16 protein-coding genes and 2 pseudogenes are annotated in these 18,193 nt (G+C 69.1%); 14 read left to right on the forward strand and 4 right to left on the reverse strand.

Annotated elements, in window-relative coordinates:
- Positions 1-187 precede the first annotated feature (187 nt).
- A pseudogene (locus ABWI07_RS12730) lies at positions 188-1,823 on the reverse strand (ABC-F family ATP-binding cassette domain-containing protein).
- A gap of 311 nt (positions 1,824-2,134) precedes the next feature.
- Between ABWI07_RS12730 and ABWI07_RS12735 the strand changes: the two are divergent.
- On the forward strand, positions 2,135-2,659 hold the full coding sequence (locus ABWI07_RS12735; RefSeq protein ID WP_353818625.1) for a hypothetical protein: 525 nt from the start codon (positions 2,135-2,137) through the stop codon (positions 2,657-2,659).
- A 31-nt stretch (positions 2,660-2,690) separates the two neighbouring features.
- On the opposite strand, the gene ABWI07_RS12740 is transcribed toward ABWI07_RS12735, so the two are convergent.
- A complete protein-coding gene (locus ABWI07_RS12740) occupies positions 2,691-3,062 on the reverse strand; it encodes an ATP-binding protein (RefSeq protein WP_160161250.1) in 372 nt (123 codons plus the stop codon).
- A 145-nt stretch (positions 3,063-3,207) separates the two neighbouring features.
- On the opposite strand from ABWI07_RS12740, the gene ABWI07_RS12745 reads away from it, so the two are divergent.
- From ABWI07_RS12745 to ABWI07_RS12795, 11 genes and pseudogenes are all read left to right on the forward strand, one after another.
- On the forward strand, positions 3,208-4,020 hold the full coding sequence (locus ABWI07_RS12745) for a helix-turn-helix domain-containing protein (protein WP_353818626.1): 813 nt from the start codon (positions 3,208-3,210) through the stop codon (positions 4,018-4,020).
- Positions 4,017-4,211, forward strand: coding sequence for a DUF397 domain-containing protein (locus tag ABWI07_RS12750; protein ID WP_353818627.1), 195 nt, complete (start codon positions 4,017-4,019; stop codon positions 4,209-4,211). The genes ABWI07_RS12745 and ABWI07_RS12750 overlap by 4 nt, the downstream gene beginning before the upstream one ends.
- 385 nt (positions 4,212-4,596) lie before the next feature.
- Positions 4,597-5,856 (forward strand): sialidase family protein, encoded by a 1,260-nt coding sequence (locus ABWI07_RS12755; RefSeq protein WP_353818628.1) that lies wholly within the window; start codon positions 4,597-4,599, stop codon positions 5,854-5,856.
- 287 nt (positions 5,857-6,143) lie between these two features.
- The gene (locus ABWI07_RS12760) at positions 6,144-7,139 is read left to right on the forward strand and encodes a winged helix DNA-binding domain-containing protein (RefSeq protein WP_353818629.1); all 996 of its coding nucleotides are present in this window, start codon (positions 6,144-6,146) and stop codon (positions 7,137-7,139) included.
- Positions 7,140-7,232: 93 nt separating this feature from the next.
- Complete coding sequence (locus tag ABWI07_RS12765) at positions 7,233-7,832, forward strand: short chain dehydrogenase (RefSeq protein WP_149263368.1); 600 nt, start codon at positions 7,233-7,235, stop codon at positions 7,830-7,832.
- A 183-nt stretch (positions 7,833-8,015) separates the two neighbouring features.
- Positions 8,016-8,576, forward strand: coding sequence for a 3'-5' exonuclease (locus ABWI07_RS12770; RefSeq protein WP_353818630.1), 561 nt, complete (start codon positions 8,016-8,018; stop codon positions 8,574-8,576).
- A 241-nt stretch (positions 8,577-8,817) separates the two neighbouring features.
- The gene (locus tag ABWI07_RS12775) at positions 8,818-9,180 is read left to right on the forward strand and encodes a type II toxin-antitoxin system RelE/ParE family toxin (protein WP_235037266.1); all 363 of its coding nucleotides are present in this window, start codon (positions 8,818-8,820) and stop codon (positions 9,178-9,180) included.
- Positions 9,181-9,182: 2 nt separating this feature from the next.
- Positions 9,183-9,530, forward strand: coding sequence for a helix-turn-helix domain-containing protein (locus tag ABWI07_RS12780; protein ID WP_149263371.1), 348 nt, complete (start codon positions 9,183-9,185; stop codon positions 9,528-9,530).
- A gap of 183 nt (positions 9,531-9,713) precedes the next feature.
- Positions 9,714-10,340: pseudogene (locus tag ABWI07_RS12785) on the forward strand (DEAD/DEAH box helicase family protein).
- A gap of 1,283 nt (positions 10,341-11,623) precedes the next feature.
- A complete protein-coding gene (locus ABWI07_RS12790; protein ID WP_149263373.1) occupies positions 11,624-12,127 on the forward strand; it encodes a hypothetical protein in 504 nt (167 codons plus the stop codon).
- Positions 12,128-12,361: 234 nt separating this feature from the next.
- A complete protein-coding gene (locus ABWI07_RS12795) occupies positions 12,362-13,705 on the forward strand; it encodes an alpha/beta hydrolase (protein WP_353818631.1) in 1,344 nt (447 codons plus the stop codon).
- 58 nt (positions 13,706-13,763) lie between these two features.
- On the opposite strand, the gene ABWI07_RS12800 is transcribed toward ABWI07_RS12795, so the two are convergent.
- A complete protein-coding gene (locus tag ABWI07_RS12800) occupies positions 13,764-15,383 on the reverse strand; it encodes a GMC oxidoreductase (protein ID WP_149263375.1) in 1,620 nt (539 codons plus the stop codon).
- 131 nt (positions 15,384-15,514) lie between these two features.
- Between ABWI07_RS12800 and ABWI07_RS12805 the strand changes: the two genes are divergently transcribed.
- Both ABWI07_RS12805 and ABWI07_RS12810 read left to right on the forward strand, forming a co-directional pair.
- The gene (locus tag ABWI07_RS12805) at positions 15,515-16,594 is read left to right on the forward strand and encodes an NAD(P)H-dependent amine dehydrogenase family protein (RefSeq protein ID WP_149263376.1); all 1,080 of its coding nucleotides are present in this window, start codon (positions 15,515-15,517) and stop codon (positions 16,592-16,594) included.
- A gap of 25 nt (positions 16,595-16,619) precedes the next feature.
- Positions 16,620-17,111 carry a carboxymuconolactone decarboxylase family protein gene (locus tag ABWI07_RS12810; protein ID WP_353818632.1) on the forward strand — a complete coding sequence of 164 codons (492 nt, stop codon included), beginning with the start codon at positions 16,620-16,622 and terminating at the stop codon, positions 17,109-17,111.
- A 47-nt stretch (positions 17,112-17,158) separates the two neighbouring features.
- Here the strand turns inward: ABWI07_RS12810 and sigJ are convergent, their stop codons facing one another.
- Positions 17,159-18,085 (reverse strand): RNA polymerase sigma factor SigJ, encoded by a 927-nt coding sequence (gene sigJ / locus ABWI07_RS12815; protein WP_149263378.1) that lies wholly within the window; start codon positions 18,083-18,085, stop codon positions 17,159-17,161.
- Positions 18,086-18,193 lie beyond the last annotated feature (108 nt).

Raw genomic sequence — 18,193 nt, forward strand, 5'->3', positions numbered from 1 at the left:
TCTCGTCGGCTGGTCGTTACGTCAGGCTTGCCCGCCGTCTCCGCGTCCTGCCAGCCCTTCCCCAGCGTCATTGAAGGCCCCGAATCGCACAATCTCCGACGCATTGACCCATCGCGGTGCGCATTTACCGGAGAGTTCCCGCAGGTGATGCTCGGTGAGGACGGGGCCCGGCCGGGCCCCGTCCTCATCAGCCTTCCGACCGTCCGATCTCCAGACGAGGCCAGTCGGCGAGGTCCCTCAGCAGTTGCCGGTCGTGGGTGGCGACGACGACGGTGGCGCCGGTGGCGCGGATCGCGCCGGTCAGCTCGTCGACCAGCGCCGACGACAGGTGGTTGGTCGGCTCGTCGAGAAGGACCAGGCCGGGCCGCCCGGCCAGCGCGAGCGCCAGGTCGAGGCGCCGCTGCTGGCCCTGCGACATCCGCGCGGTCGGCGTGCGCATCGCGGCCGAGTCCAGGAGCCCGAGCGACCCGAGCGGGACGATGTCGGCGTCGCGCAGCGCCCGTCGGGCCACCAGCCGCCCCACGTGCTGGTCGTACACCTCCCGGGCGGTGAGCTCCGGGACGTGCTCGACGGTCTCCTGCGTGATCAGGACGACACGGGTGCCGTTCGCCGTCCAGAGGCGTCCGCGGGTGGGCGGGAGAGAACCGGCCAGCACCGCGAGCAGCGTGGACTTCCCGGCGCCGTTGGGGCCGGTGACGAGCAGCCGGTCGCCGCCGTCCAGGGTGAGGTCGACCGGACCGGCCAACCGTCCCTCGACGGTGACGCTGTGCGCCCGCAACTGCGGTGCTCGCGACCGGATCCCCAGGTCGGGCCACCGCAGGGTCGGCGGCGGCTCCGGCACGTCGATGAGGTGCGTCTCAAGGGCGTCCTGCCGCCGGTTCAGAGCCTGGACGACGCCGGGCGCACGGGACTGGCGCTGGTGCTTGCCAGTGCCCTTGTCCGGCCGCCAACCGGTGGACAGCCGGTCGCGAGCCTTGGACACCGCGTCCTGCAGCCGCCGGTGCTCGGCCTGCTGCTGCTCGTAGTCCTGCTCCCAGCGCTCACGCTCGCTCCGCCGGGCGTCCTGCCACGCGTCATAGCCGCCGGCGTAGAGGCGCGGCTTGCCGTCGCGGCTGGGGTCGAGGTCGAGGAACCGGTCGGCGACGTCGCGCAGCAGCGCCCGGTCGTGGCTGACGACGGCGAGGCCGCCCTCGTGCTCGCGTAGGCGGCGGGTCAGGAAGTCCAGCCCGCCGGCGTCGAGGTGGTTGGTCGGCTCGTCGAGCAGCAGCACGTCGTGCCGGGCGGCGAGCAGGCATGCCAGCCGCACCCGGTAGCGCTGCCCGACCGACAGCGTCGCCAAGCGGCGGTCGCGGTCCGTGCACGCGCCGAGGGCGTCGAGGGCGACGTCGACACGGCGTTCGGCGTCCCACGCGTCGAGCCGGGTGGCGGCCTCCAGAGCCGCGGCATAGCGGTCGTCGGCGGACGGATCACCGGCGGTCACGGCCGTGGTCGCCTCGTCCAGCGCGGCGAGGGCCGCGAGCGGGGCGGCCACCGCAGCGGACGTCAGGGTTTCCGACGGTCTCACCGTCGCGCGCCGCGAGCTCCTGGCGGGCCAGGCCGATCGTGCCCGCGCGGTGCACGGTGCCCTCGTCGGGCTGGATCAACCCGGCAAGAACGTGCAGCAGCGTCGTCTTGCCGCGGCCGTTCTCCCCGACGACGGCGATCCGGGACCTGGCCGACACGGTGACCGACACGTCGTGGAGGATGCGCCGCGACCCGCGTGTGACCGCGACGTTCTCGGCGCGTATGTGTGCGCTTTCGCCCGCCGGAACGGGCAGGGACATGTTCTCGGGAATCGGAATGAGGCTCAAAGGGTGCTCCGCAGCTCGCGATGGAGCCGGGCAGCAGCAGACCGCCGCCCGGCGGGATCCGGAACGGCGAGCGCGGATTCAGAAAGGGGGAAGGCGCCGCCGTCAGCGGGCGCTGCGGACCTTCTGCGACCAGATGCCTCGTGCCATGCCGCTCACGCTACGCGGCACACCCCTGCCGCCTCCATCGAATAAAAACCGCCCCGCTCTCCCCGCATGCTGCGGGGAGGCGCCGTGGCCTTCCGGCCGGCGCGGCGGACCAGGCCGTCGGCCATAAGATCATCCGCGTGTCACCACAACTGCTCGGTTTGTTGATCGGTTCCGGCTTCGGAACGGCTTTCGTGCTCGCCAACGCAGGAGACCCCCTCCCGGAGCCCGCCGGAATCGCGGTGCGGATCCTGGCGGTGCTGTGCCTGCTCGCGGTGGTGGTGACCGGCTTCCGTGGCGACCGGCGCGGGGGGACGGGACGCGGCGACGCGCGGCCAGGGTGGTTCGGGCCGCGGTTCGGGCTCGTGGTGGCCGCGGAGTTCGCGCTGATCTTCGGCGGGATCGCCGCGCTACGGGCGCTGGACGCGCCCCAGGAGATCAACGTCGCCTGGATCGCGTTGATCGTCGGCCTGCATTTCGTCGTGCTGGCGCGGGTGTGGAAGAGGGGCTCCATCGCGGTGCCGGGGGTCGTGCTGACCGGTCTCGGGGCAGCGGGCATGATCATGGCCGCGGTGTCGTCCGTGGAATGGATCCCTTTCGTCAGCGGCGTCCTGTCGGGCATCACGCTGCTCGCAGGCTCGCTCTACGGCGCGATCCGCCGATGACCCGGGCGGAGGCCGAGGTACGGGCGAGGGGTCAGGTCGGCATGAGGGCCCAGACGACCTTTCCTTCGCCGGTGGCGGAGGGGCGGGTGCCGGTCTCTTTCACGTAGGCGGAGACGATGGCCAGCCCGCGCCCGTTCTCGGCCGTGAGGGACAGCGGGCGCGGGGACGGGAGCTCGGGGGAGGGGTCCCAACACTCCAGAAGCGGCGTTCCGTCCTGCAAGGCGCAGCGGAGGCGGATCTGCCGCCCGCAGGCCGCGTCCACGGCATTGGTGACGATCTCGCTCATGACGAGCGCCGAGTCGTTGATCAGGTCGCGGCCGAATCCCCAGTTCGTCAACGTGTACCGGACGAGCTCCCGGGCCAGCACGACGCTCGACGGCACGGCGAGCAGGGTCAGTCGCACCTCCGGCACACCATGCGCCGAGCTGGTGATTTGAAGATCGTCCATTGAGAGCCATCCCGAGTCGGCGGATTGTGCTCTCACTCTGGGTGGTTCCGTCTTAACGTGAAGTGATTGCGGAATGGCGCGATACACCTATGGGGGAGCGATGAGCGTTCGAGAGTCGATCGACCCCGCGTCTTCGCTGTGGGCCTGGTTGGCCTTTGACCTGTGGTTTTACCGTACGCAGCGTGGTCTCTCACTCGCCCAGACCGCCATGATCGTTCACGTGACCCGCGCGACCGTATCCAACTGGGAAGCGGGACGCCTGCGACCGCGCGATACATACATGAAGCGTCTTGACCAGGCGTGGAACACGGGCGGTCACTTCGAGCGGCTGCACATGTTCGCGTGCGGTGGGCACGACCCCGACTGGTTCAAGCAGTACCTCCAGTACGAGGAGGCGGCCGACGTCATCAAGATGTACCACGGCAAGACCGTCCCGGCCTTGGCGCAGACCAAGGCATATGCGCAGGCTCTCCTCAAAGCCGCGGGTCGTGCCGATGAAGCCGAGGCTGAAGCTCAGGCCCGGATGAAGCGCCAGGAGATTTTGCTGCGGAAGGAGCCGCCTTACCTGTGGATTCTCATCGACCAAGAGGTACTCGACAACGTCGTGGGCGGTTGCGAAGTCATGGCGGAGCAGTTGCACCATCTCATCGAGTTGGGGGACACCGACCGCGTCTGCGTCCGCGTCGTCCCGCGCGCTTCGGGGTGGCATCCAGGGCACGACGGGCACTTCCAGGTGATGACGATCAATGGTCGGGGCGTTTCCTACGCCGTCGCGCAGGTCGCCGGGCGGTTGATCGAAGCCGGTGACGAGTCAGCCCTACTCGAAGTACGTTTTGACCAGATCGGGGCACTTGCCCTGCCTCGAACGGACTCGCAAGCCCTGATGGATCGGATGCTGAGGAAGTACGAGTGAGCAATTGGCGCAAGAGCTCCCACAGCGGCGGCGGCAATGACGATGCATGCGTGGAGCTGGCGGAGCTGGGCGGTCGGGTGTGGGTGCGGGACTCCAGGAATCCGGATGGGGAACGGCTGGTGTTCGGGCGGGAGGCGTTCGGCGGGCTGCTGGCCCGGGTGAAGCGCGACGCCCTCGACCTTCCTCGCTGAGCGGCCGGCGCGGCGGGCCGACCGGTCGGGGAGAGGTCGGAGATGATCTTGATTTCCTCGTTCGCGGGATAGAAGTCGATCTTGGACTGTAGCGTCGGTCGTGCCGTTCCGGCGTCCGCTGGGGCGCGTTGTCCGGTTCATGGCCGCGTCCTGCGGAGACCCCCGATCGAGGATGAGGAAGGCACCGTTGAAACGACCTTCGACGTTAATGGCGGCCATGGCGGCCACCGTGTTCGCCTTGAACTTCGCGGTTCAATCCGCCTCCGCGGACGCGTCCGACCCTGCCAGTGTGGTGCGGATATCGGGTAGAAGTGCGCTGCCTTCGGGGTGTGGGCAGCCCGAAGGCGACGGTTATGTGCTGAACCCGAACACCGAGGTTCAGCCCATGGTGGCTCGTGATCCGAAGCGGCCGTCGCATCTGGTCGCGGTGTACCAGCAGGACCGGTGGAACAGGTACGGGAGCAATGGAACCGCCACCGCCGTGTCCGACGACAATGGCGCGACGTGGCGTCCGTCGGCGGAGCAGCCCGCGTTCTCCCGGTGCGACGGCGGTACCGCGGCCAACGGCGGCGACTACGACGTCACGACGGACCACTGGGTCACGATCACGCCGTCCGGTGCGGCGGTGGCCGCGTCGTTCTCGCTGTCGCGTACCGGCGAGACGACGGCGATCCTGGTGTCGCGGTCCGGTGACGGCGGCATGCACTGGGATCGTCCGGTGACCCTGAAGCGCGACGACGATCCGCAGTTCTTCAACGACCGCCCCGCGATCACGGCCGATCCGTACCACCCGGGCGTGGTCTACGCGGTGTGGGACCGGGTCGAGACCCGGTCGACCGACACGACGCAGAGCTGGGTACAGCCGATCTACATGGCGAAGTCGACCGACGACGGGCGTACCTGGACCACGAAGAAGGTGTACGACTTCCCGACCAACAGCGGCGTCATCGGTACCGAGCTGGTGCCGCTGGCCGACGGGACGCTGCTGATGGGCATGCACCAGGAGACCGACACCACCGCCGCCACGCAGGTCATCCGCTCGACCGACGGCGGCGACACCTGGTCGGCGCCGACGCTGAACGTGGCGGCTCCGATGGCCGTGGGCACCAAGGTCCCCGACCCCGACAACTCGGGTGACCCCGTGCGCAACGCCTCGCTGCCGCTGCTGGCGGCCCGGCCGGGCGGCAAGACGGCGAACATCGTCTGGCAGAGCCAGGACGCCGACGGCACCTTCCACGTCCAGTACGCGGAGTCCAACGACGGCGGGAAGACCTGGTCCAGCCCGGTTCGCGTGGACAAGACGCCCTCCGGTTCGGCCGTGGTACCGGCGATCGCGGTATCCCCCGGCGGCACCGTGGCGGTCACGTACTACGACTTCCGGAAGAACACGTCCGCCGCCGGCCTGCCCACCGACTTCTGGGCCGTGACCTGCGCGCAGGAATGCACGAAGTCCGGATCGTGGCGCGAGCGGCACGTCGAGGGCCCCTTCGACGCGCGGACGGTGCCGTCGACGAGTTCCGGTCGGATGCTCGGTGACTACACCGGCCTGGTCTCGACCGGCTCGGCCTTCTTGGCCGTCTACGGCGTGGCCACCGGCGACACCGCCAACCCGGTGGACATCCACAGCGCGACCTTCTACAACTGAGCGCCGGGGTGCGCCCCGCCGACCCTCGAAGTTCGGGCGGGTCGCACCCCGTGCCCAACGGATTACCGCGTAGCCGCGCCCCTTCCGCAACGGTCGCTGCGGAAGGGGCGTGAGCGCCTTTGGGCTGACGAACGTCCGCCGACCGGCTGAATGTCAGAGCGCCTGCCTAGGCTGTTCCCGGTTCGAGTCCAGGAGATGGGGGCGTGGTGCGGGACATCGACATCGCTCGTTGGCGGTTGCGCTCTCAGCACCTGGTCTGGCCCCACGCCGGGTCGGCGGGTGAGGCGGTGGGATCACTGCTGGCCGTCCAGGCGGAGAACTCCAGCCAGGCGGCTTGGGCCGTGGCCTCCCGCACACGGAACCCCGACCAGGCCGATCTGGCGACCCTCCTCGACGACGGCGCCATCGTGCGCACGCATGTGCTGCGCCCGACGTGGCACTTCGTGCGAGCCGAGGACGTCGGCTGGCTGCTCGACCTGACCGGTCCTCGTGTCCGCCAAGTCACCGGCCGGCAGCTGCGCGATACCCACGGCCTCGACGAACGTGCCATCGACCGGGCGGTCGCCGCCCTCATGGAGGCGTTGGCGAGCCGTGGCCATCTCACGCGCAAGCAGTTGGCTGAGGAGTTGCGCGAGCGCGGTGTCCAGGGCGGCGGGCAGATGCCGGTCATCCTGCTGGCCCACGCCGAGCTGGACGGCCTGATCTGCAGCGGGCGACCCGTCGAGGGCGAACACACCTACGCGCTCATGTCCGAGCGCGTGCCGGCACCACGGCGCCTCGACCGGACCGAGGCCCTGACCGAACTCGCGCTGCGGTACTTCACCGGGCATGGCCCGGCGACCGAACGGGACCTCGCCTACTGGGCGACGCTCACCCTCACCGACGTGCGTGCCGGCCTGCACCAGGTGCGTGATCGGCTCGACTCGTTCCAGCACGACGGGCGCACTTTCTGGCACGCGCCCGGAGACGTTCCCGACGGACCGCAGGATCCCGGGGGCCACCTCTTGCAGATCCTCGACGAGACGTACCGCGGCTACCAGGACTCCCGCTGGGTGCTGGACGCCGCCGGCGACGTGCCGCGCACCCGGGAGGCCGCGATCGGGATGGCCCTGGTCGACGCCCAGCTCTCCGCCTCCATGCGACGCACCGTCGGCCGCGACCATGTGCGGTTCGACCTGCGGCCTTACCGGGCGCTGACACGTCCGCAGCTCGAAGCCCTCGACCAGGCCGCCAGACGGTACGGCGAGTACCTGCGGCTCCAACCCAAGGTCACGCTTCTCTGACCGTACGTCCGATCCCGCGGTGCGGCATGCCCTCCCCGTTTGGGACGACCTTTATGGCTGGACTTCGGGACCGTGACGAACGATCATCCCTCCATGAAGATCCTGCTCATCGGCGCGAACGGCACCCTCGGAAGCGCCGTCCACAGCGCCTTGCGGAAGCGTGACCACCAGATCGTCACCGCCTCGCGCTCGGGCTCCGACATCTCCGTCGACATCACCGACCCGGACTCCATCCGGTCGATGTACGAACGGGCGGGCCGGGTCGACGCCGTGGCGAACACCGCGGGCAGCGTTCCGTGGAAGCCCTTCACCGAGCTGAGCGCCCAGGACATGCGAGACGGCCTCACCGGCAAGGCGCTCAGCCAGATCGAACTCGTCCGTCAAGGCAGCATGCTCATGGGCGGGGAGGCCTCGTTCACTCTCATCACCGGCGTCCTCACTCGTGACCCGGTCGTCACCGGCTCGGTGGCGTCCACGGTGAACGGCGCCGTCGAGGCGTTCGTCCGAGCCGCCGCGATCGAACTTCCGCACCGCCAGCGGATCAACGCCGTGAGCCCCACCGTCTTCGCCGAGTCGATGGACGTCTACGGCGACCTGTTCGCCGGTTTCCAGCCCGTCCCGGTCGCCGTCGCCGCCGACGCCTACATCCGCTCGATCGAGGGCCGCCAGACCGGCCAGGTGTACACGATGTGACCCCACGCTCCGGTCCCGCGACGAACCGCCTCCCTCACCGTCCGGACGGAGATCCGCGTTTTCCGGTCTCCATACCTCCTCGCAATTCAGGTGGGCGTCCATAAACGAGTCGCCAGGCCGGGAGTTCGTCGGTAGCGTTGCTTGGCTATGGAAAATTTTGGGCAGTTTCTCAATGTCATTGATGTGGAAGCGACCTGTTGGGAGGGACGTCCGCCGCCCGGGGAGGTCAGCGAGATCATCGAGATCGGGCTCTGCGTGGTGGACGTGGAGGCGCGGAAGCGGGTGGCCAAGCACCGCATTCTGGTCCGCCCTGCCCGCTCGGCGGTAAGTGCGTTCTGTACTGAGTTGACCGGGCTGACCTCGGCCGAAGTCGAGGGCGGGCTCGAATTCAGGGAGGCGTGCGCCCTCCTGGAACGGGAGCACCGGTCGCGGTCCCGTGCTTGGGTGAGTTGGGGCGACTACGACCGCAGGCAGTTCGAGCGCCAGTGCTCGGACGGAGGCGTCTCCTACCCGTTCGGCTCGCGGCACACCAACGCCAAGCAGGCCTTCACCCACTGCTTCAACCTCCGCAGGAAGCCCGGGATGAGTGCGGCGCTGGAGCACGTCGGCCTTCCCCTCGAGGGCCGTCACCACAGCGGTGCCGACGACGCCTGGAACATCGCCGCCCTGATGCTCGAGATCAGCGCCCGCGGGGCCTGGCCCGGCTCGGACGAGAAGGTATCCCAGCCCACCGGCCGGCGTTGACCATCACGTGACCGTGGCGTGATCGTCGGGCGCGGTCGGTGCGTGACGGAGCAGAACCGGCTGGCCGCCGTGGTGCTGGAACACGACTAGCGGCATCAGTGCGGGCCTCGCGCCGATGGGCCTCTCTGCTGATCCTGAGACCCGCCGGAGGCCGCCCCAGCCCAGTTCGCCTGTCAGCACTCGTGGGAGGAGGCAGGAGACTAGGTTAAGGCTATCCTTAAGTTTCGAAGGAGGACCGTCGTTGACCTGGGCCGTGAAAGTGACCGAGGAGTACGCGACGTGGTTCCGTACCTTGATCAAAGAGGATCTCGGCTCTGCCACGCAGGTCGCCCAGGCCGTGGCGGCACTACGGGAAGAGGGCCCGACCTTGGGCAGACCCCTGGTCGACCGCCTCAAAGGCAGCAACCTGCACCACCTCAAGGAGCTACGACCCGGTTCCCGCGGCCGATCCGAGATAAGGATAATCTTCGCATTCGACCCGACACGATCAGCGCTCCTTCTGCTCGGCGGCGACAAGGCGGGCAACTGGGAGCGGTGGTACCGCGACAAGATCCCACTGGCCGAACAGCTCTACATCGACCACACCACCCAAGAGGAGGAGTGACCGTGCCCAAGCGCACTCCGCAGGACTGGGAAACCCTGGAACAAGAACTGCACGCCGCCGGCGTCTCCCCTTCCGAGATCGAGTCCGGAGCACGCAGGCTCCTCGCCGAGACGCGCGGACACCAGCTCGCCGAAGCCCGCAAGCACGCTGGCCTCGGCCAGAAGGACCTCGCCGCTGGCATGGGCGTGAGCGTCGCCCGCATCTCCCAGATCGAACACGGTGAGGTCACCTCCATCGAGGTCATCGCCCGATACGTCGAGGCACTCGGAGGACACCTCGACCTGGTGGCCGACTTCGGCGACCACACCATGAGGCTTCCCGTCACCGACCGGCCCACCAACGCCGCCTGACGCTGCCCCCCAGCCACCACGGCAACCGCGCTTGAGGTCAGGACGTGCCGGTGGGGGGCTTTTTGCGGTCTGCGGTGGGCTTGGCTCGGCGGGTTCGGGCGGCGGCGTTGCCGTCCGCGTTGGCCTGGTCGGGAGTCGGCCGAGGCCGCATTGGGACGGAGGGTCAGGAGGTCTTCGTCGCGGATGCGGTCGATCGAGGGGCTGGCCGCCGCCAAGGTCGTCCTGGTCACCGACCGGACGCAGCTGCAAAGGCAACTCTCCAGGACGCTGATGACCGGCGAGGAGATCCAGGAGGCCGCAAGCGTCAAGAAGGCCAAGCGGCTCCTCTCGGAGCACGGGCCGGGCATCGTCGCCGTGATGATCCTGAAGCAACAGGACGTGGCCGCCCGGAAGTCCGACGGGGGCCGAGCGAGACGGCGCCCTCGCTCGGCGAGCTGAAACGCCGACGAGTCGGTCGTCATCCTGAACGACGAGGCGCACCGGTCGCACGGCTCGCGGCTGGACACGAACCTCTTCGAAGCGCTGCCCAACTGCGCACGAATCGGCTTCACCGGTACGCCGATCATCATGGGCAAGAAGAAGCGGACCAGCCAGATCTTCGGCCCGGTCATCGACCGCTACCCGCTCGCCGACGCTGAGGCGGACGGCGCGGTCGTGCGGATCTTCTACGAGGGCAACACCGTCAAGGGCGCCGTCCGCGACCTCGACGAGGTCTTCGAGAGATGTTCGCCGAGTAGAGCGAGCAGGAGCGCGAGGCGCTCCAGCGCCGGTACGCCACCCGGGGCGACGTCCTCGAAGCCGAGGAGCTGATCGAAGCCAAGGCCCGGCACATGCTGCGCCACTACGTCGCCGGGGTGCTGTTCGGCGGGTTCAAGGCGCAAATCGTCGCCAACGGCAGGGGGCGACGATCCGCTACCGCGAGGCCCTGATCAAGGCCCGGGACCGGCTGGTCGCGGAGGCCGAGGCGATCCCGTCCCGGCTGCATCGAGGTCAACCGGGGCCGGGATCCCGGCCGCTACCGGATGCTGAGCGAGCGGCTCGAAGAGATCCTCCACGATACGCCGACAACTGGGAACAGCAGGCGGCTCTGCTGCCTCCTCCGCAACCCAAGCCAGAGCGGGCGCTATGGATACGTCGCTGCGTCACCTCCGGCACACCTCCGCATCAGCATGATGTTGCAGTCATAGATCGTCACTGTCGGTGACGGAATATACTTTGTAAAGCCTTATCAAGGAACGTAGATGCTCTTCGCTCCTGTCGGAGTGCTTACTACTGCCGGTAGTTGTCGACGGCGTCGCGCTGGAATGCGACCGTACTCACGGGTATCTCGATGACGAGCCATCGCTTGACGTCTGACCGTCGCATGTAAAGCGTCCGACTCGCCACGTAATGAGCAGTTTTGCATGATTCGCACGCATGATCGAAAACACTAATCATGATCGTTTGCTCACTCTTAGTAGTGATATGGGCGACATCGGCGGCAAGGGGCAACGTGTGCGCAACTTTGGGGCCGTGGAGGAGTAGAGTCGTTGCCTAGTGCGGAAACGCGACTCTTCCGGTCCTGTCACGCTGTCCTCGCCGGGGTAGCAGACGCTGCGGAGCCAGTTGACCGAACGCGGTCCGGGCAGAACGCGGTTCGGGGAGCGGGTGGGCCAGGAGGTATCGATAAGCGGCACTTCGTGATCAGTCCAGATGGGGCTCACGGCATTTCCTGTAAGGGCAACTAGGAGACGGACCCGGCCGTGGCCCTTTTCTTATAGATCTTGTCCGGGAAGCGAAAAGCGGAAAGCCCGGATAAGCCGAGGGCCGTCATCCCTACCGCCGGTTGTTGGCGCAGCTCACCGGTAGGTTGACGGCCCTCACCCCGCAAGACCCGTCCCGATTTCACTAGAGGAGAGCCCTGGGGTGGTTTTAATGCATCACAGGAGCGTTGGTGCCGGGAAAGACTCGGCACTACCCATACCTGAGCACATTGTGGTTCCACCGTACGGCAAAGCCGCACAGGTTGATACCTACTCCGCCGCTTTGTTGGGGAGCATGTCCGATGCCGGTCCGTGCCGCACCGCGGCGCAGAGCGGGGAGGCGAGGCGGCGGTGACCTGGAAACAGGGGTGCAGCCTGGTCGCACTCGCGGCCGGCACCCCCGCTGCCGCCGCCGTGGCGGTGTTCGAGGCGACCGGCGACCCGGCATTGGCCCGGTGGGTCGCGGGCTGCGTCGCCGTTGTGGCGCTCTTCGGAGCCGTCGCCGCGCTGCTCCAACCCGCCCTGCCAACCTGGCTCCAGCACCGCACCGAATATCGGATCGCGCGTGACGAGGGCCGCGAACGGCGCCGAGTCACCAGGGCCGCCACTCGCTCGTGGATACCGCGCGGAGGTTCCGAGGCGGTTGTCAAGCTGCGCCGGGACGCCCGTGCCTACGCCAAGGATCGAGGATGGAGGGGGCCCACCGCCATGGTCGACGTCATGCGCGCCACCCGCGACCGCGGTGGCACCGTACGCAGAACGCGTTCCGGGACGGCTCGTAAGAGCGGCAACGTCACCGAACTGGAGAACAAGCGGCGCGCCTCCGGTGACACCTCCACCGGACCGTCTCGCTGACCCTTTCGGTCGTGGCCCGTCCCTGCGGGTACGGGCCACGGCCGACCGCTATGCGAATCCGGGGGCCTGATCGCGCCGGAGGTCGCCCGGCGTCGGAGCGCGCCTCTTGGGCTTCTAGACGGCGGGCTACGCGGAAGACCGGATGGCGCTGCCGCCCGTCCGCGCGACGAGCACGAGGGGCCGGATGCGGTCTCGTCATTCCATTGACCGACCGGACGGTATGTAATGCGCTTCATGCGCATTCGTCCCCTCGCCGTTCTCTCCGCGCTGGTGCTCTCCGCGCTCGTTCCGGCTGGTGCGGCCCGTGCCGACCGGGTTCCCGGCGACCAGCCGCTCCCCGGGTACACGATCGTCAATCCGCCGCTCGCGCCCGTCCAGGTGCACGGGGAGCCGTCGCGGGTGATCCAGGGCGTCCACCGGCATGCGGCCTACGACATCGAGGTGCCGCCGCAGTGGAACGGCAAGCTGGCGCTCTGGGCGCACGGCTATGCCGGGCAGGGGAAGGTGCTCACGGTGGGGCCGCCCTCGTTCGGCCTGCGGCAACGGCTCCTTGACCAGGGGTACGCGTGGGCCGCGTCGTCCTACTACGACAACGGGTACGACGTTCGCGCGGGCGTGTTGAGCACTCGCGACGTGGCCGAGCTTTTCGCCGCGAAGGTGGGGCGGCCCAAGCAGCGCATCATCGCCGGGGTCTCCATGGGCGGGCACATCATCGGACGCTCGCTGGAGCAGTTCCCCGGGTATTACGACGGCGCGCTTCCCATGTGCGGGGTGCTCGGCGACGACGAGCTGTTCGACTACTTCCTCGACTACAACCTCGTCGCCCAGGCCCTGTCCGGCGTCCGCGAGTACCCGGTCACCGAGCAGTACGCGACGGTGACCGTCCCGAAGATCGAGGCGGCGCTCGGGCTGACCGGGCTGCAGCCGGGCGGGCCGGACACCACTAACGAGCGCGGGAAGCAGTTCCGCTCGATCGTCGTCAACCGGACGGGCGGGGAGCGTCCCGGCGCTGTGAACTCGTTCGCGGTCTGGAAGGACTTCCCGTTCACGCTGGCCGAGCCTCCCAAGCCGGACGCGACCCTGGCCGAGGAGCCGGGGCAGCTGGGGACGAACCTGTTCACCCGGTACGAGCCGAACAGCCCGGTCGACGTGAACAGGACGGTCCAGCGGGTGCGGGTCCAGAACCTGCCGGCGCGGCTGTCGAACCGGCTGTCCCAGGTTCCGCGCATCAACGGGCGTCCGGACGTCCCGGTCCTGAGCCTGCACGGGCTGGGGGACCTGTTCGTCCCGTTCTCCATGGAGCAGATCTACGCGAAGGAGGTCGCGCGGAACCACCGGTCGAGGCTGCTCGTCCAGCGTGCCGTCCGCACGGCCCAGCACTGCGAGTTCTCAGGCGGTGAGGCGGGCGCGGCCTGGGACGATCTCGTCCGCTGGATCGACCGGGGAGTGCGGCCCGCCGGGGACGTGGTCACGAGGCCGTCGGTGGTGGCGCGTCCGGACTTCGGCTGCCGGTTCAGCGATCCCGCCGCCTACGCGGCCGGCACGGGGACGCGGCGGCTGTTCCCCGCCTGCCCGTAGAGCCGTGCGCCCGTGGAAGGGGTCCGGCCACACGCGCCCGTGGCCGGATCCCGGTGGATCACAGGTCGGTGGCGATGATCTTCTCGATGTTCCGCTCGGCGAGGGCGGTGATGGTGACGAACGGGTTCACGCTGGTGTTGCCCGGGATGAGCGAGCCGTCGATCGCGTAGAGGCCGGGGTGGCCGTGCAGGCGGCCGTAGTTGTCGGTGGCCTTGTTCAGGACGGCGCCGCCGAGCGGGTGGTAGGTGAGGTGGTCGCCCCAGATCTTGTAGGTGCCGAAGAGGTCGGTCCGGTAGATCGTCCCCTCCTTGCTGTTGATCTTGTCGAAGATCGTCTTGGCCATGTCGATGCTGGACTGCTTCCAGGACTTCTGCCAGTTGAGGTCGACGCGTCCGGCGGAGGCGTTCCACGAGAACTCGGCCCGGTGCGGAGTGTTGGTGATCGACAGGTAGAACGAGGCGTACGTCTCGATGCCGGTGGGCAGCGGCGCGACCTCGGCGAACGCGCCGCCGGCGTCCCAGTTGTCGATGCCGCCCGTGGGCATGGACGACTGGAGGCTGCCGGTCGGGTCCCACATGTGGTTGGCGCGGCCGACCATGACGTTGCCGTTGTCGCCCCAGCCCTTGCCGACCTCGCCGTTCAGGTTGGGCAGCGCGCCGGTCGCCTTGAGCTTGACCAGCAGCTTGCTGGTGCCGACGCTGCCGGCGGCGAAGAACACCCGGTCGGCGGTCACCGTCTTGGTCGCCACGACGTTGCCGGTGGTGTCGATCTGCTCGATGGCGACCGTGTATCCGCCGCCGGACGCGGGGGACACCGACGTGACCCTGTGCTGGGCCGAGATGGCGACCCGGCCGGTGGCCTTGGCCTGCGCCAGGTAGGTCTTCTGGAGTGACTTCTTGCCGTAGTTGTTGCCGTAGAGGATCTCGGTGTTCAGCGCCGACCTCGGGACGGCGTTCGCCGCCTCCTGCTTCATGTAGTTGAAGTCGTAGACGTTCGGGACGTAGACGAACTCGAACCCCGAGCGCTCGGCGTGCTTCCGTCCGACCCGGGCGTACTGGTAGCAGTCGGTCGTGTCGAACCAGGCCCGGTCGATCTCGTTGACGCCGAGCCCGGAGTTGGCGCGCGGGTAGTAGACGTTGTACATCTCGTCGGCGTTCACCGAGGGGAGGATGGCGCTGAAGCGCGAGCGCTTCGGCGTGACCGCCATCCCGCCGTTGACGAGGGAGCCGCCGCCGACGCCGCGGCCCTGGTAGACGAGGATGCCGCCGAAGTCCTCGGCGTCCAGGATCCCGGTGTACTTGGGGACGTCCTTGTCGATCGGGAAGCCGAGGAAGTTGCTGATGGGCTGCAGGGTCCGCGTCCGGAGCCAGTAGGCGCGGTAGTCCGGCGACTTCATGCCCGAGAAGATCTTGCCGTCCGAACCCGGGGTGTCCCAGGTCATGCCCATCTCGACCATGTGGACGTCGACGCCCGCCTGGGCGAGGCGCAGCGCGGCGACCGAGCCGCCGTAGCCGGTGCCGATGACGAGGACGGGTACGCGGGCGCCGTTGGCGATCGGCGCGGGGGCCGGGGCCGCCGCGGCTCCGGTCCGGCCGAGCAGGCCCAGCCCGACCATAGAACCGGTTCCAACGATGAAACCGCGACGGGACACGCGAAGGGACGGGGTGGTGTCACTCATGTGACCTCCCTCACTCGTGAGATTAGAACGTGTTCTATATGGATTTAGGGGCCGCGTCACGAGCTGGGGGAAAGATTTACGTGTCCACATGTGGCTACCAAGTGCTTGCTTGGTCCTGGTACATTCCGCGCATGATCTCCGTGGTCGTCTGGGGTACCGGCAACATGGGACGGCTGGCCGTGCGGGCCGTCGAGGCGAATCCGGCGCTCCGGCTGAGCGGCGTGATCGTCCACGATCCCGGCAAGGTCGGACGGGACGCGGGCGACCTCGCCGGCCTCGGCCGCGACCTGGGCGTCGCGGCGACCGCCGACGTCGAAGCCGTGCTCGCCGACCGTCCGCAGGCCGTCGTGTACGCGGCGTCCGGCGACATCCGCCCGGACGACGCGCTCGCCGACGTCCTCAAGGCGATCCGCGCCGGGGCCGTCGTCGTCACACCCGCCCTGTACGCCCTCTACGACCAGCGCAACGCGCCGCCCGAGATGCGCGCGGCGGTGCTGGATGCGATCGCCGAGGGCGGCGGCTCCCTGTTCGCCTCCGGCGTCGACCCGGGGTGGGGCAACGACGTCCTGCCGCTGCTGGTCAGCGGCCTCGGCGGCACGATCGACGTCGTCCGCTGCCAGGAGATCTTCGACTACTCCACCTACGACCAGCCCGACTCCGTCCGGTACCTGGTCGGCATGGGGCAGCCGATGGACTACGAGCCGCCGATGCTCGCCGCGACCGTCCCGACCATGGTGTGGGGCGGCCAGGTCAGGCTGATGGCCCGCGCTCTCGGCGTCGAGCTGGACGAGATCCGCGAGACCGTCGACCGGCGCCCGCTCGACGCCACGATCACCACCGTGTCCATGGGCGAGTTCGAGAAGGGGACGCAGGGCGCGGTGCGGTTCGAGGTCCAGGGCATCGTGGGCGGCGAGCCCCGCATCGTCGTCGAGCACGTCACGCGCATCCACCCGTCCTGCGCGCCCGACTGGCCCGTGCCTCCGGACGGCGACGGCGCGCACCGCGTGGTCATCGAGGGCGTCCCGCGCATCGAGGTCACCGTCGAGGCCACCGACGAGCACGGCAACCGCGCCGCCGGCGGGAACGCCACCGCCGCCGGCCGCCTGGTGAACGCGATCGACTGGCTCGTGGACGCCGAACCGGGGCTCTACGACGCGCTCGACGTTCCCGTCCGTCCCGCCGTGGGCAAACTCGGCAGGACGGCGCCATGAGAGGCGTCAGCAGAAGGGCAGGCCCGTGAACATCGAGATCCCCGATGGCAAGGACCCGATCCAGTACGTGTGGGGCGAGATGGTGCCGGGCATCGGCCCCGCCGCCTCGAACCTCTCCCTCGCCGTCTACGCGCACACCACCCTCGGGCTCCGCGAGTTCGAGGCCGCCCGGCTGCGCGTCGCCCAGCTCAACGGCTGCCTGTTCTGCCTCGACTGGCGGACGGAGCGCGACGGGCAGAAGGTCGAGGAGGGGTTCGCCGACGCCGTGGCCGAGTGGCGCACCACCGACGCCTTCGACGACCGCACCCGCCTGGCCGCCGAATACGCCGAGCGGTACATCCTCGACCACCACGGCCTGGACGAGGACTTCTGGACCCGCATGGCCGCCCACTACACCCAGGCCGAGATCGTGGAGCTGAGCATGTGCATAGGCTCCTGGCTGGCCTTCGGCCGCCTCAACCGCGTCCTCGGCCTAGACGCCATGTGCGTCCTGCCCCATTCCGGCGCCACCCCCTGAGACGACCACCGAACGGTGAGGCGCGGGGCCGCCCGTGAGCCGCGAGTTCAGTCCTCGTCCTCGATCTCCTCGTTCTCCTCGATGTGGGTCAGTTTTTCGGGGTTGGTGACCGCGTAGACGCCGCGGACGTGGTAGCCGTCCGGGTCCAGGTCGAGGACCATGACGGCGAACGGGGCGTTCTTGTCGAACAGCACCGCTGACGGGTCGCCGTTGACGGTGCGGTAGCAGATGTCCAGCTCCAGGGGCGCGCGGCTGGTCGTCCCGGCGATGACGCGCGCCACCCGGTCGGCTCCCTGGATGGGGCGCAGGGCCGCCACGCCCCTGGACTTGCCGCCGCCGTCCGTCCACAGCGTCACGTCGGGGGCGAGGATGTCCATCAGTGCGTCGAGGTCGCCGCCGAGGGCGGCCTGGAGGAACCGCTCGGTCGCCTTCCGCTGCACCTTCGGGTCGGCCTGGTAGCGGGGGCGGCGGGCGTGCACGTGCTCCCGGGCGCGGTGCGCGAGCTGGCGGACCGCCGATGGGCTGCGCTCCAGGATCTGCGCTATCTCGGTGTGCGCGTAGCCGAACACCTCGTGCAGGACGAACACCGCCCGCTCCAGCGGTGTGAGCGTCTCCAGGACGACCAGGAGCGCCATCGAGACCGCCTCGGTGCGCTCGGCGGACTCGTCCACGTCGTCGCGGGTCACCAGCGGCTCGGGCAGCCACGGCCCCACGTACGTCTCGCGGCGGCGCCTGATCGCGGCCTGCCGCGACAGCGCCGTGTTGACCGCGATCCGCACCAGGTAGGCGCGCGGGTTCTCGATCTCCCCGGGGGCGTCGGCGGCGCTGCGGGACGCCCACGCGAGCCAGGCGTCCTGCAGGACGTCCTCGGTGTCGGCGACGCTCCCGAGCATGTTGTAGACCACCGAGAACAGCAGCTCCCGGTGCCCGGCGAACACCTCCGTCGCGATGTCGGCGGCTGTGCCTTCGGACATGGCTCGACCTCCTCTGCGCTCACCCCTCTGAGCGCGGCCGGCCCCCCGAGTGTGACATCCGCTACCCGATTGTGACCTGACCCACATTCCCGGGCCGCCGCGTCACAC

Source organism: Actinomadura sp. NPDC000600, assembly GCF_040492135.1.
Taxonomy (GTDB): Bacteria; Actinomycetota; Actinomycetes; order Streptosporangiales; family Streptosporangiaceae; genus Spirillospora.

Coding starts and splice junctions, on each gene's coding strand:
- ABWI07_RS12765 (WP_149263368.1), top strand. CDS start 7,233: ATGAAGATCCTGCTCATCGGCGCGAACGGCACCCTCGGAAGCGCCGTC.
- sigJ (WP_149263378.1), bottom strand. CDS start 18,085: ATGTCCGAAGGCACAGCCGCCGACATCGCGACGGAGGTGTTCGCCGGG.
- ABWI07_RS12755 (WP_353818628.1), top strand. CDS start 4,597: ATGGTGGCTCGTGATCCGAAGCGGCCGTCGCATCTGGTCGCGGTGTAC.
- ABWI07_RS12795 (WP_353818631.1), top strand. CDS start 12,362: ATGCGCATTCGTCCCCTCGCCGTTCTCTCCGCGCTGGTGCTCTCCGCG.
- ABWI07_RS12800 (WP_149263375.1), bottom strand. CDS start 15,383: ATGAGTGACACCACCCCGTCCCTTCGCGTGTCCCGTCGCGGTTTCATC.
- ABWI07_RS12745 (WP_353818626.1), top strand. CDS start 3,208: ATGAGCGTTCGAGAGTCGATCGACCCCGCGTCTTCGCTGTGGGCCTGG.
- ABWI07_RS12805 (WP_149263376.1), top strand. CDS start 15,515: ATGATCTCCGTGGTCGTCTGGGGTACCGGCAACATGGGACGGCTGGCC.